Origin of the sequence: Niallia sp. NCCP-28 (genome assembly GCF_023168165.1) — a bacterium.
Classification (GTDB): domain Bacteria; phylum Bacillota; class Bacilli; order Bacillales; family Cytobacillaceae; genus Niallia.
The window spans coordinates 13,511-27,565 of the sequence record NZ_BQYJ01000021.1 but is presented as its reverse complement, the minus strand read 5'-3'; the positions used below and the strand labels follow the sequence as shown (position 1 = coordinate 27,565).

Annotated in this window: 9 protein-coding genes and 2 riboswitches; of the genes, 1 reads left to right on the top strand and 8 read right to left on the bottom strand. The window is 35.7% G+C overall.

The window, feature by feature from the left end; genetic code table 11:
- Window positions 1–476: 476 nt before the first annotated feature.
- From ptsG to NCCP28_RS23110, 8 genes are all read right to left on the bottom strand, one after another.
- On the bottom strand, window positions 477–2,543 hold the full coding sequence (gene ptsG, locus NCCP28_RS23145) for a glucose-specific PTS transporter subunit IIBC (RefSeq protein WP_248563519.1): 2,067 nt from the start codon (window positions 2,541–2,543) through the stop codon (window positions 477–479).
- Between the two features lie 185 nt (window positions 2,544–2,728).
- Window positions 2,729–3,571 carry a glucose PTS transporter transcription antiterminator GlcT gene (glcT, locus tag NCCP28_RS23140; protein ID WP_248563518.1) on the bottom strand — a complete coding sequence of 281 codons (843 nt, stop codon included), beginning with the start codon at window positions 3,569–3,571 and terminating at the stop codon, window positions 2,729–2,731.
- A 133-nt stretch (window positions 3,572–3,704) separates the two neighbouring features.
- Window positions 3,705–5,033 carry an NCS2 family permease gene (locus NCCP28_RS23135; RefSeq protein ID WP_248563517.1) on the bottom strand — a complete coding sequence of 443 codons (1,329 nt, stop codon included), beginning with the start codon at window positions 5,031–5,033 and terminating at the stop codon, window positions 3,705–3,707.
- Between the two features lie 131 nt (window positions 5,034–5,164).
- Window positions 5,165–5,267, bottom strand: a riboswitch (purine riboswitch).
- Between the two features lie 291 nt (window positions 5,268–5,558).
- Window positions 5,559–7,109, bottom strand: coding sequence for a glutamine-hydrolyzing GMP synthase (gene guaA / locus NCCP28_RS23130; RefSeq protein WP_248563516.1), 1,551 nt, complete (start codon window positions 7,107–7,109; stop codon window positions 5,559–5,561).
- A gap of 210 nt (window positions 7,110–7,319) precedes the next feature.
- A riboswitch (purine riboswitch) is annotated at window positions 7,320–7,421 on the bottom strand.
- A gap of 27 nt (window positions 7,422–7,448) precedes the next feature.
- Window positions 7,449–9,671: a transglutaminase TgpA family protein gene (locus NCCP28_RS23125; RefSeq protein ID WP_248563515.1), complete on the bottom strand. Its 2,223-nt coding sequence runs from the start codon at window positions 9,669–9,671 to the stop codon at window positions 7,449–7,451.
- Window positions 9,668–10,822: a DUF58 domain-containing protein gene (locus NCCP28_RS23120; RefSeq protein WP_248563520.1), complete on the bottom strand. Its 1,155-nt coding sequence runs from the start codon at window positions 10,820–10,822 to the stop codon at window positions 9,668–9,670. The genes NCCP28_RS23125 and NCCP28_RS23120 overlap by 4 nt, the downstream gene beginning before the upstream one ends.
- Before the next feature lie 50 nt (window positions 10,823–10,872).
- The gene (locus NCCP28_RS23115) at window positions 10,873–11,832 is read right to left on the bottom strand and encodes an AAA family ATPase (RefSeq protein ID WP_248563514.1); all 960 of its coding nucleotides are present in this window, start codon (window positions 11,830–11,832) and stop codon (window positions 10,873–10,875) included.
- A gap of 130 nt (window positions 11,833–11,962) precedes the next feature.
- Window positions 11,963–13,402 carry a TerD family protein gene (locus NCCP28_RS23110; RefSeq protein ID WP_248563513.1) on the bottom strand — a complete coding sequence of 480 codons (1,440 nt, stop codon included), beginning with the start codon at window positions 13,400–13,402 and terminating at the stop codon, window positions 11,963–11,965.
- Between the two features lie 359 nt (window positions 13,403–13,761).
- Here NCCP28_RS23110 and NCCP28_RS23105 point away from each other — a divergent pair, with 359 nt between their 5' ends.
- Complete coding sequence (locus tag NCCP28_RS23105; RefSeq protein WP_248563512.1) at window positions 13,762–13,932, top strand: hypothetical protein; 171 nt, start codon at window positions 13,762–13,764, stop codon at window positions 13,930–13,932.
- The last annotated feature ends 123 nt before the right edge of the window (window positions 13,933–14,055 follow it).

Genomic DNA, 14,055 nt, shown 5'->3' with positions numbered 1-14,055 from the left:
ATTTTCATCGCTCAGAAGCGACTTTATTAATATACCATAACTTCTTTTATTAAGTCAACAACTTTTTTAAGAAGCTTTTTCTTTCAATTCATTGTTGATAAGTTATGTTTATATTTTCCCGTTGCTATCAGAAGCAACTTTTATATAATAACACTCTCTAATCTATTGGTCAATACTTTTTTATATTATTATTTTTCTAATCCTATTCTTAATTAAATTTAAATGAAGTTTTTCCTCTTCATATTTGCTTCGATTACCACAATAAAATCAATACAATAGGTTTTACTGTCCAATAAGCATACTCCTTTACCAAGGATTGCTTCACCTTTTATTTATCAGAAAAAACATTTCCTATTCTGAAAAGCCGTAATAACAATAGCAAAAAACATGACAGCATCCAGCTTAACTTGAAGTATGTTCTACAAAAAAACTCGACTGCTTTTGCAGCCGAGTTTCTTCTTATTTATATAGTATAATTACTTTTCAATAGAAATAATATCTTCTTCCTTAATATCTACATTTCCTTGCTTATTAAGCTTTACAGACTGTCCTTCAGAAAGGTTAGTAAATACAACTGGAGTAATAGTAGATGTAGCATTTTCTTTAATAAAATCTAAATCTACTTTTAAAATCGGCTGGCCTTTTGCCACTGTATCATTTTCAGATACTAACGTTTCGAATCCTTCTCCTTTTAGTTTGACAGTATCAATACCAAAATGAATAAGAATTTCGCGGCCATTATCAGACAAGATACCAAAAGCATGCTTTGTAGGGAATAAGTTCACAATTTTTCCATCAACAGGCGAAACAACTGTACCTTCAGAAGGAATAATTGCAAATCCATCTCCCATCATTTTTCCAGCAAATACCGCATCAGGAACTTCTGTAATTGGAACTAATTGTCCTTTTATAGGTGATACAAAAGAATCATTTCCTTCCGCATCCCCTTTAAGAGCTTCTGGATTCACTTCTTCAATTTGCTGCGATACTTCTTTATCCATAGACGTTTTTGCAGCAGGACGTGGTCTTTTCCCACTCATAATATCTTTCATTTGCCCCTTGATTGTTTCAGAACGAGGACCAAAAATAGCTTGAATATTATTACCTACTTCAAGTACTCCTGCCGCTCCTAATTTTTTCAAACGATCTTTATCTACTTCTTTAATATCATTAACTGTTACACGAAGACGAGTAATACATGCATCTAAATGTCCAATATTCTCTTGTCCACCCATCGCTTCTAACACTTCATATGGAAGATCGCTAGTAGTTGCTGATCCTGCAGATTCTTCTTCCATTTCATCTTCACGACCTGGAGTTTTCAAGTTGAATTTGCGGATTGCAAAACGGAAACCAAAGTAGTAAATAACCGCAAATACTAGCCCTACTGGAATTATAATCCATGCATTTGTTTGAGGGTTGATTAGACCAAATAAAACATAGTCGATTAATCCTCCAGAGAATGTCATACCAACTTTTACATTTAGTAATTGCATAGTCATAAATGATAGACCTGCAAATATTGCGTGAATTCCAAACAATACTGGCGCTACGAATAAGAAAGAGAACTCTAAAGGCTCTGTAATACCTGTTAAGAAAGAAGTTAATGCAGCAGATGCCATTAAACCACCTACAATCGCTTTCCTTTCAGGACGTGCTTCATGGTAAATCGCAAGGGCAGCAGCTGGCAAACCAAACATCATGAATGGGAATTTACCAACCATAAATGTTCCTGCAGTTAAATTTTGTACCCCATCTTTAATTTGCGCCATAAAGATTGCTTGATCCCCTTTTACAATCTCCCCAGCCTGAGTAGTATAACTACCGAATTCAAACCAGAAAGGAGAATAGAAAATATGATGAAGACCAAAAGGAATTAATGAGCGCTCAATAACTCCAAAAATAAAAGCAGAAAGCGTTAAGTTAGCACCTAACATATTCTCAGAAAAAGTATTTAGCCCATGTTGAATCGGTGGCCAAATAACAATCATTATTAAACCTAAAATTAATGAAAATACTGCTGTTGCAATTGGAACAAATCTTTTTCCAGCAAAGAAACCTAGATAAGAAGGAAGCTCGATTTCAAAAAACTTATTATATGCATACGCCGCAACAATACCAACAATAATACCTCCAAATACACCTGTTGCTAAAGTTGGGATACCTAAAATACTTGCATATTCTTTGCTGCCTTCTAAAGCAGCAGCATCAATCCCAAGTGCTGTTCCCATAGTTACATTCATGATAAGGAATCCAATAATTGCAGCTAACCCAGCTACACCTTCACCGCCAGCAAGTCCAACTGCTACACCGACAGCAAATAATAACGCTAAATTACTAAAAATGATATTCCCTGCGTTTTCCATAACAGAAGCAACCATAACTACTCCACTATTGTTAAAGAATGGCGCAAGTTCTAAAAGCGCCGGATTTTGCAATGCATTACCAAATGCTAACAGAATACCTGCAGCTGGCAAGATAGCCACCGGCAGCATCAATGCTTTTCCGACTTTTTGCAAGACACCAAAAATCTTTTTAAACATCCCGTTTTCCTCCTAAAAATTATTTAGCTCACAAAAGCGTTGTCAAAAAATCCCAAACAAAAAACAGGCATGAGTGAAGATAACTGAAAGAAGTTATAGGGATATATTGCCCTAAAACCCTTAAATCAATCATCTTTTTTCACTCATGCCTGATCGAATCAGTAACACGTTTATTAAGATAATAGCTATTTAACTTTTTTTTGAAGCCTTTGTAAGTGCATTGTTAAATACACAGCTTCAGCATCGTACACTTGCTTTTTTAAAGTTTGCTGCATCACTTTAATGAGCTTCCATGAAAGATTATAACATAAGGGATATTCATCTTTCAATAAGGAAGTTATTTTTTCTGGCTCTTCTACTTTCTCCCCTGTATGAACTCGTTCAATTGTAAAACGCAAATGGCGCACAAGCCTCATGTAATCAATACTATCTTTATCAATTTTCACTTCTAACTGCTCTTCAATCAGATTCACTAGCTTTGTAACCAATTGCGAATGTTGATTTACTTCCGAAAGTTCCTTATTCATCATAGCACTATGAATATGAAGCGCTATGAAACCGATTTCACCTACAGGCAAATGAAGTCCTTTTTGTTCTTCTATTAATTGAACGACTTCTTCAGCGATTTGATATTCAAATGGATAAAGGGCTTTTGTTTCTATAAGAAATGGATTGTTTAATATTAGTCCATTTGATAGCCTAGAAGCAGCAAACATTATATGATCCGTAAGCGCAACATGGATATGCTCATTTAAAACGGCATTAGTTTTACTTTTAATAAGTTCAATCGAAGATATAATAACTTCTAGCAAATCATTGTCGAGATGCGGCAGAAGCTTTAAATAATTAGCTTGTTCTTTTTCATTTTTTAGAACAAATAACTTCTCTACCATATCAGTATCAATAGAGTCTCCTCTTTTCCGATTAAACCCTATCCCTTTTCCTATTAAAACAACTTCTCCATAGGATTGATGTTCAGCTATAAGCACATTATTATTAAGCGCTTTTTTTATTAATAGATTAGGCATATTCTTTTCCTCGCTCCGACTGACTTCTAGATAGATTTAATGTTATTAAAGTCTGTATGGGAAGTCAACGAAAAAATATTAAAAATATAAACAAAAAAGGACTTTGATTAAAGTCCTTTTTCATTCCCATCAACTATTGCAAGAAAATAAAGTAAAGCGCAAAAATCACAAAGAATATATACATGATTGGATTAATTTCTTTAGCTCGTCCCTTAACGATCATCGTAATAGGATAGAATAAGAATCCAGCTGCAATTCCTGTAGCAATACTGTATGTTAGAGGCATTACAATAATGGTTAAAAACGCCGGTACAGCTACTTCAAATTTTGTCCAATCAATTTTCCCTAAGGAAGCAACCATTAAGACCCCTACCACTACTAAAGCTGGTGTTGTAACAGCAGATGTGACTACTGACAACAGCGGAAAAAAGAATAACGATAAAAGGAAGAAACCGGCTGTTACCACTGAAGCAAATCCAGTTCTTGCTCCCGCTGCTACACCTGCAGATGATTCAATAAAGGAAGTAGTAGTAGATGTTCCGAAAATAGAACCTACCATAGAAGCAATTGAATCAGCCAATAACGCTTTTCCTGCTCGTGGCAATTTATTGTCTTTCATTAATCCAGCTTGGTTTGTTACGGCAACAAGCGTACCTGCGTTATCAAAGAAATCCACAAACAAGAAAGTCAAAATAACAACCAGCATATTTTGTGTATAAAAACTGCTGTCTCCAAATGCCGAAAACAATTCTCCAAATGTCGGAGCAAGACTTGGCACAGAATCTACTACTTTAGATGGTGTATCAATAACACCAAAAATCATTCCTACAACTGCCGTTATAATCATTCCATAAAACACGCCACCATGAATGCCTCTTACCATTAAGATAACAGTTACAAAAATACCGAAAATCGCCAACAATGTACCAGGATTTGTTAAATCCCCAATGTGCACTAATGTTGCTGGATTATCTACAATGATTCCAGAGTTCTGCAATCCGATAAATGTAATAAATAATCCTATTCCTGCACCAACTGCAAGCTTTAGTTCAACAGGAATAGCATTAATTAATTTCTCGCGAAGTCCTGTAATAGTCAATAAAAAGAAAAATACACTAGAAATAAAAACGGCTGCTAACCCATGCTGCCAAGGCTGCCCTTGTGTTAACACAACTGTATAAGCAAAAAATGCATTTAATCCCAAGCCTGGAGCCAAAGCAATTGGATAATTAGCAAAAAGCCCCATAATTAAAGAACCGACCGCTGCTGCTAAGGCAGTTGCTACGAATACTGCTCCATAATCCATACGCAATGCCGGATCAAGATCGGTTATGTCTCCAAGCGTTAAAGTAAATGGATTAACCGCCAAAATATATGCCATCGCTAAAAAGGTAGTGAATCCACCTAAAAATTCTTTACGATAATTTGTGCCTAGTTCTTCAAATTTGAAAAACTTCTTCATTCTATTTGCCCCTCTCCTCTGCTGTTAAAAATGAAAAAAACACTCCAAAAATTATACGGAGCGTTGACTAAGGGTTTTGTGAGATAGACAGGGAAATTAGAATAAAAGAAATGATAAGACCAAATACTTCCCTCTATAAACACTTACCTCGTAGTCAAGCTATTTACGGTAGCTCGGTAGAAACTCTTGGACCATATTTTCCAATATTATACGAGTATAAATCTTCTTTGCTGCTTATTTAGTGTATCAGCTTGGTCTATTTTCGTCAATACAAATCACGAACATTTCTTCTTTTTCCCCTTTTAATGTTCGTTTATATTTCTTCCTATAGATCGATATTTCCATGCATATCAGCTGAGACTTTTAGTGGTTAACAAAAACTCAAAGGGGCTGTCCAACAAGTCGGTTTTCCGGCTATTGGATGCCCCTTTTCATATTTAGGAATGTTGATGCATCAATATTCCTAAATTTTAATTTTTAAATTTTAATAAGTTTGCCCTTTTGAGGCAACCCTCTAAACTCTATTTATTCCCACTCAATTGTAGCTGGCGGCTTACTAGTAATGTCATATACTACTCTATTGATATGAGGAACTTCATTTACAATTCTTGTAGAAATCACTTCAAGAACATCCCAAGGAACTCTTGCCCAGTCAGAAGTCATTCCGTCAATGGAAGTGACAGCACGGATACCGATTGTGTAATCATAAGTACGAGCATCGCCCATAACTCCTACACTGCGAATATCAGGAAGAACAGTGAAATACTGCCAAATATCACGTTCCAGCCCAGCTTTTTTCACTTCTTCGCGTAAGATTGCATCTGATTCACGAACAATCTCCAATTTTTCTTCTGTAATAGCTCCTAGAACACGAATTCCTAAACCAGGTCCTGGGAATGGTTGTCTCCATACAATATCATCCGCAATTCCTAATTCTGTTCCCAAAGCTCTTACTTCATCTTTAAATAATGTATTTAATGGCTCAATTAATTGGAACTGCATATCCTCTGGAAGTCCCCCAACATTATGATGGGATTTAATTGTTTGAGCAGTTGCAGTACCACTTTCAATAATATCTGTATACAGTGTACCTTGTGCTAAGAAATCAATTCCTTCCAATTTAGCTGCTTCATCATCAAAAACATAAATAAATTCATTGCCGATAATTTTACGTTTTTGCTCTGGATCGCTTACACCTTCTAGTTTAGCCATAAAACGGTCTCTTGCATCGACTTTAATCACGTTCATATTAAAGCCTTCTGTGAAAGTTTTCATAACACCTTCTGCTTCATCTTTGCGCAATAACCCATGATCTACGAAGATACAAGTAAGTTGATCGCCTATTGCTTTGTGAATCAATACTGCTACAACAGAAGAATCCACTCCACCGCTCAGTGCGCAAAGAACTTTTTTATCTCCAACAGTTTGGCGGATTTTCTCCATTTCAATTTCAATGAAGTTTTCCATAGACCAGTCGCCTTTACATCCACAAATTCCAAACACAAAGTTTTTCAGCATATCATTACCATAAACAGAATGACGAACTTCCGGATGGAATTGAACTGCATACAGACCTGCTTCTTCATTGCTCATTGCAGCAATCGGACAAGAAATATTTGTTGCATCTACTCTAAATCCAGCAGGCGCTTCTACTACTAAATCACCATGACTCATCCAAACTGTCTGCTCTTTTGGCAGTTCAGCAAAAAGCTTATTATCATGTTCAATTGTTAAAACCGCTTTTCCATATTCACTGTGTTTTGCTTTTTCTACTTTTCCGCCTAAATGTTTTGTCATAAGCTGCATGCCATAACAAATTCCAAAAATAGGCAAATTTAGATCAAATATCTTTTCATCACAGCCAAAAGCATTTTCATCATATACACTGTTTGGTCCACCGGAAAAAATAATTCCAGATGGGTTCAATGCTTTAATTTCTTCTGCTGTAATAGTGTGCGGATGCAATTCACTATACACACCAAATTCTCTTATACGTCTTGTAATCAATTGATTATACTGACTACCAAAATCAAGAACAACAATCATTTCTTGACCTTCAATACTAGCTTTCCCCATTCCATTCACCTCAAAGATTAGTCTATTTAAACCTATCCTATTTACTATCCTTTTCTTAACTATAAAAAATCATGCTAAAAAGATAATTTATTCTAGTCAAGCAAAAACAAAAAAGACTAGAATTCCCCCTTCTTAATGAATGAAGGCAGAATTCTAGTCCTTAATGCCAATATATAGTAAACCTTCCTCAAGCAAGCTTCTATATAGCGAAAGACTTTAACCTGCCTTCATAGTCAGATCATTTAAGGTGATCTGGTAGAAACTCTCGAACCATATTATCGAGGATATATGAAGGTTTTATACAGATGAGAATATTGTAACAACATGTCGAATTAATGGTCAAGCAGTTGTTTTTTTAATTAAATTTTCCCACAATTCCATCAATTCATTCCGATCGCCGCTATAAACAGCTCCTTTATATAAAAACTCTTCATAGTTAGCTGTTAGAATCGCCATCTCATCTGTATCAAAAAGATGGTCTATTTGTTTCGCATATTCTCTTAATGTACTATTTTTTTCTTTTTTCACACCATATATTTCCAATACTTTAAGTAAAACTAAATAGGCCTCTGGAAAATCCTTGCTCGTTTTTTTATGGTTAAATTTCCAAATATAATAATGAGGCAGCCATTTATAGCGGTATCTATAGAGCAGCATGCTTATTGCAAGAATCAATGTTGCACCTAGCATCAACCATTTCCAATTATCCTCAGCAAACCTCTCAGCTTTTGCATCCCAAACAGAAAACTCTTCTTTTTCTGTAAAGGCAGTTTGTTGCTCTTCTGTTTGAGGGTTTTCTGGCGCTGCTTGTTGTTCTTCTTGCTCTTCTGTCTGCTGATTAGACTCTTCTTGGTTAATCTCATTTTGGACATCATTTACATACGTATTTTCATTGGCAAATCCTTGAGTGGGTTCAAATGATACCCAGCCAACATTAGGAAAATATGCTTCTACCCAAGAATGAGCATTATTATTTGTTACTTCGTACACATCGCCATCTGTGCTTTTTTTAATTGCTTCCCCTTCTGTGAAACCTTTTACCCATCTTGCAGGAATGCCAATTGACCGCAGTAACGTCACCATAGAGGTAGAATAGTTATCGCAATACCCGCTTTTTGTTTCAAATAAAAATTGGTCGACATAATCATCTTCTTCACTTGGCACCGCTACGTTTTCCTTGCTGTATACAAATCCATTTTGGGAAAAATATTTTTCAATTGCACGTGCTTTACTAAATGCATTATCTTCGTTCTCAGTAATCTCTGCTGCTAAATCTATGACCCGCTTGGGCAAAGTATCTGGAAGCTGCAAGTACCTTTGAGCCATCTCTTGATTCTCTTGAACAAATGTGCTGAAATCATCAGTCGTCAAAGCCTCTAGGCTATATTCAGGCTTATTAAATCTTACACTGTAACTCTTTACAGGAAACGTAGGCGTAATCCGTTCGATCCCCTTTTCTAGTTCAAGCGTCGATTCTACATCTATTATAGATTCTACACCTAAAGGATATAAAAGATAAGAGAAAGGCTCTTCAAACTCCACACTGCTTTTGTATTCAGCAAACTTTACCTTCCCACCTTCTTCAAAAGAAACAAACGGTATTTCCGCCCCTTCCTCTACCGTTTCTTTGTCTAGCTCATTTGCTTCAATAGATTGTTCCGACTGGATCCACCCTTTTCCAGTATAGGTATCTTTTGTTTCTACCTTCCAATAATGAGGAATTGATGTCTGCGCTTGAAACACAACAGTATCATCCCCCTTAAAAGATCCTCCTAACTGAGAATCATCTACACTATACCCTACCCGCTGATTACCTTTTGTCTCGTTGATTCCACCAGCATTCTCATTTAATGATTGGATAAAAGGAACCGGATCTGGCCACGTTGGTTCTGCTTTTGGAGCCAAATAACCCAGCATTGAGCTTATTGCTACAAAAACTAATAATGGCAGCATCCACTTAAAAAGGTATCGCTCTTTCAAAGCTCCTCCTTCTCTATCCTTTAAGCGCAAAAACGTCAGCATTCCCATTATAATAAACCCAATAATAACAGTTCTTATTATCGATTCATTTGCACTATAAGGAGTAAAGGTATCTAATACCGTTATATAGATCATTGTTAATAATAAAAAAGTAAATATTCTCCTTTTTTTTATTAACCAGTAGTCGATTAAATAGCACATTAACCATAACAAAATAAAAAACAATAAACTTTTGAATAGATTAGACATTTCTGGCCAATTCGTATCAAACATTATTGCAAAATTAGCCGATATTTCTTCTAAAAACATACTTATCCAGTGAAAGGAGAGAAAGGAAGATTCATCATATAAATGCTGCAGCATAAAGAGAATATAAATGCCTTTTATTCCTCCACTTAAAATGGGGGGAACTTGTAAAAAAGCAAGTATAAGTGCAATCAATAGAAAAAAAATAAAAACAGCAATATGGCCTGTATTCGTTAATTGTTCAATCGGTCTTAGCCATTCCCAAACAAGCAAAAAACCTAATGCATAAAGAATAAAATTTGAAATAGTCTTCCTCGATTCAAGCCTTTGGTTCATCGTGTTTTCACCTCCAAAAACGCATTCTGAAACCTGCCTTTTTCGATAGGAATCACACGGACCCTGCTTCTAAATACCTCGCTTTGTAAAAACAATTCTTCATTTGATAACCCTTTATTGCTGTCTTTGGCCAAAAATATATTCAGATTGTATTTCCGAGCAGCCAGCAAACTCACTGCCTTTATCAGTTCCTTTGAAAAATCAGCAGTAATTAGCATTATGGCTGTATTTTGCTGAAAAACAAAAAATTCACTTTCCAATAATTGTACAAGGGAAACAGGGCTATTATTTTTTAGTTTCGCTAAATGATGAAAAAGCAGGCGCTGTTGAACCTCTCCTCCTCTTATCGGAAAAACTGTTTTTTCTTTTTCAGTAGATAAAAAGCCAACTTGCACTCCTTTTTTTAATATCGATCTAATTAATGTAGCTGTAAAAGAAACCATTGTTTCAAAAGCATCATGTTCCTTACAGTCCAACAAAATAAAAACATCCTCTGTTTGTCTTTGCTCAAATTCCTTAATCATTATATCATTTCGTTTAGCGCTTGCTTTCCAGTTGATCCATGAAAAACGGTCCCCTGGGCGATATTCTCTTATCCCTGCCGCCATAGTGGTGTCTCTTTGTATTATATTCTTTGATGCTACCGTTCCCTGTTCATAATGATTGCTAAAAGTGTTATAGATAACTTCCTCATATTCTGGGAAAACAATGATTTTTTCTAAATTTTGAATTTCCCATTCCTTTTCCATAAATCCAAAGGGATCGCCTATTTTAATAGTAGTATGATAAAATGCATGCTCTCCTCTAGGTAATTCATCAAGCACATACTTAAAGCGAATTGTTCTTTTGAATCCTGGAAAAAAGAGTTTTTTACTCGTTAAGTTATTTAGCAATACAGGGCTGACGCTATCTTCAACAAGCAAATAAAAAATAGGCATAAAAATTTTTCGCTTCACTTGTATTTCTACAGTTAATGTTTCTTTCGCATTATACTCATGTTTTGCAAGCTTTCTTGTAACATCCCAATCCCTGAGCGGATAAACAGCTAATACCAGACCATACACTGCAAAAGGAAGAAAACTGTAAAATAAAAACCAGCTGACAAAACCTCCTTGAAACATGGCATAAGAAAATGCAGCTCCAATTAGCATAAACAACAAAAGCAACTTCCATAAAGAGATTAATATTTTTTTCAAATGATTCATTTGCTTACAAGCCTTTGTACGGGAACAGCAACTTGCAATACAATATCATCAATAATATCCTCTGCTGAAATCCCTTCAAACTTTGCCTCTGACTTTAAGATAATTCGATGCGCAACCACTGCTTTTATTAAATATTGAATATCATCTGGAATCACATAATCCCGGCCTTTAATAAAAGCATAGCTTTGGGCTGCCCTCATTAAAGCAATCGATCCTCTTGGGCTCGCTCCTAAATAGACATGGGGATGGCTTCTTGTTCCCATTAATAATTCCACGATATATCTTTTGATTGTTTCATCAACATAAACTTGCTTTACTTCATTTTGAAGCGATGCAAGTTCTTCTATAGAAACAACAGAATGCAAATTTTCAATTGGCGCTTGCACCTGCAATCTTGTCAGCACTTCCACTTCTTCTTCCATCGTCGGATAGCCCATATTCATTTTTAATAAAAAACGATCCAGCTGCGCTTCTGGCAAAGGATATGTTCCTTCATATTCAATTGGATTTTGTGTGGCCATAACAAAGAAGGGTTTATTTAAAGAGTGGGTTATCCCGTCAATGGTGACGCTACTTTCTTCCATTGCTTCTAATAATGCAGATTGCGTCTTCGGAGAGGTTCTATTAATTTCATCTGCTAATATAATATTTCCTAAGATAGGACCTGGGACAAATTGAAATTCCATTTCTTTCTGATTGTAGATGGATACTCCCGTTACATCTGAAGGAAGCAAATCAGGGGTAAATTGTATTCTTCTAAAATTTGCGCCAATAGACTTTGCCAAAGACCGAACCATCATGGTTTTCCCGACCCCCGGAACATCTTCCAATAGAACATGCCCTTGTGCCAATAATGCTGTAATGCTTAATTCTACAACTTCTCTTTTGCCAATCATGACCTTTTCTATATTTTCAATTATTCTGTTAATTTTATTATTAGTTTCAGAATCAGGCATATCTCTTCTCCTTTTTATTATTCTAGAAAATTAATAGCACGACTTATTTCTAGAAGAAATAAATATTTTTCAGCCTTCATGGAACTTATCCAATCCCATGAAGACCAAAACTGATTACTTGTATCTCTTCTTATGATAAAAATTCATTTGGATTTAACCCCAACTCCTGGCATATTTCAATAACTGTTTGTTTTTCCCTTTGATCAAAATGACCATCCGCATACCCGACTGCAATACAGTATCTTGCAACTAATCTTGCAATCTCAGGCTTTGATCGAACTTTGCCAAGTGCTCTGAAACACTCTGCTCTGCCGATAATCTGATCATATTCTAACCTTCTTACAAACTGATTAAATTGCTGTTGAACTTTATTTGTATCAAAAACGCGCAATTCTTCACTTTGATGAATAAATTCCATCATTTTTCTTTCTTCAGAAGGATCTAACCTACCATCGGCCATGCCGACTAATGCACAAGCAGCAACCACCGCATCCAGCACATCTGGGCTTTTAAATCGCATAAATAATTCCTTTGCTTTTTGTTTTTGCTGTCTGCCCCATTCTGCATAGTCAGTATTAGAAGGAGACCAGGCATTTCCACAATTATTACAAGTGAACTTTAATTGTTTTTTGCCAATAAATCCGCCCAATAAACCTACTGGACCTAAAATTAATCCACCAATTGCGGCTTTTCCTAAGCCAAACCCCTTCTCCCCTGTACGTATATTCGTTCCATGGCATCGAGGGCAAACAACGTCATCTCCTCCATATGTTGGAGAAGTTGAAACAGGCTGATTATACGAAGATGCTGGATATCCACCATTTGGCGTTTGGTACGGTGGAGATTGCTGAGCTTGTCCATAGTTAGAAGGACTTGTTTGATTTTGATAATTTGTTTGACCAAATTGATTTTGGTTATTGTATGGCATTGCTTGAGCAGAAGAAAAGGATTGTGGTTGTGAGAAAGACGAATTGATTGGCTGTTGAACTGGTTCGTCATCAACCGTTACGCCAAAATTCTTGCATAAAGCTGCTAACCCACCTTGAAAGCCGCTGCCAATTGCATTAAATTTCCATTCCCCATTATGGCGATATAATTCTGCCGCTACAATAGCCGTTTCTACCGTATAATCCCGTCCAAGATCAAAACGAATTAGTTCAACATTATCTCTCTCATTAAATATGCGGACATAGCCATTGGAGATTTGCCCGAAGTTTTGCCCTTTTTCATATGCATTATGTATCGTGATGGTAAAGGCAATACGCTGAATGCTTTGAGGCACTTTTGATAAATCTATCCTTATTTGCTCATCATCAAAATTCCCTGCACCTGTTCTGTTATCGCCGCTATAGAGGATAGAACCATTAGCGCCACTAGGATTATTATAAAAAATAAAGTCCAAGTCATTATGCACCTTGCCATTCTGCCCCAAAAGAAACGCAGATGCGTCTAAATCATAGTTGCTGCCATTTTGTGCAATATCCCAGCCCAACCCTACTACCACATTTGTTAATCCTGGATGAGCCTTCGTTAAATCTACCTTTTGTCCTTTGCTTAGCATAACACCCATTTTATCCCCTCCTATTTCTTTCTCACTAAAATGCAAACTTCTTTTTGTATACAGTTATATTTATTTTACATGAATTAGCACTTTTTAGGAATTTTCAGACCCCTCTAAAAAGAATCTTCTCTATTTACGAGAGACGATTAAAAAAGTTCCAAAAATAATATTTCCCTTTTGTTTTCAAACAAAAGTAAAAAAAATGTAACGCAATAGTTTTCTGTTTGTTATACTTCGATCATTTTGTCGCAAAGCATTAAAAGAATTGTCTTATTGTCACTAACTTGCCAGCAACGTTACTATTATTTAACCATAGGACTTTCCTTTGTATTGTAAAATAAATCTATACATAAAGGAGTTGAAAAAGAATGATATTTGGAGAATTAATATGTAAACTAAGAGGTTATCATAAATTTAATTATTATTACAGCGGTCAATGCATTACATGCGGAGAAATGCGCAAAGAGCATCAAGAAATAAATGATGAAAAAAGAAAAGAAACAGCAGAAGAACAAAAAGAAACAATGAGAATGGATTAAGCTTCACTCATTCTCATTGTTTCTAAAAGGAAAATTCCCTATTCAGACAAATAAAGATTTAAAGGCAGTCTGTGAAGCAATTCTCAGATCTACTATTCCTGCAGCCAAAATATTTAATCCTAA

What these genes read in the sequence shown, in the direction of transcription:
- NCCP28_RS23120 (WP_248563520.1), bottom strand. Translation starts at nt 10,822, where the DNA reads ATGCTAATTGGAGCTGCATTTTCTTATGCCATGTTTCAAGGAGGTTTT.
- NCCP28_RS23110 (WP_248563513.1), bottom strand. Translation starts at nt 13,402, where the DNA reads ATGGGTGTTATGCTAAGCAAAGGACAAAAGGTAGATTTAACGAAGGCT.
- NCCP28_RS23125 (WP_248563515.1), bottom strand. Translation starts at nt 9,671, where the DNA reads ATGAACCAAAGGCTTGAATCGAGGAAGACTATTTCAAATTTTATTCTT.
- NCCP28_RS23115 (WP_248563514.1), bottom strand. Translation starts at nt 11,832, where the DNA reads ATGCCTGATTCTGAAACTAATAATAAAATTAACAGAATAATTGAAAAT.
- NCCP28_RS23135 (WP_248563517.1), bottom strand. Translation starts at nt 5,033, where the DNA reads ATGAAGAAGTTTTTCAAATTTGAAGAACTAGGCACAAATTATCGTAAA.
- guaA (WP_248563516.1), bottom strand. Translation starts at nt 7,109, where the DNA reads ATGGGGAAAGCTAGTATTGAAGGTCAAGAAATGATTGTTGTTCTTGAT.
- glcT (WP_248563518.1), bottom strand. Translation starts at nt 3,571, where the DNA reads ATGCCTAATCTATTAATAAAAAAAGCGCTTAATAATAATGTGCTTATA.
- NCCP28_RS23105 (WP_248563512.1), top strand. Translation starts at nt 13,762, where the DNA reads ATGATATTTGGAGAATTAATATGTAAACTAAGAGGTTATCATAAATTT.
- ptsG (WP_248563519.1), bottom strand. Translation starts at nt 2,543, where the DNA reads ATGTTTAAAAAGATTTTTGGTGTCTTGCAAAAAGTCGGAAAAGCATTG.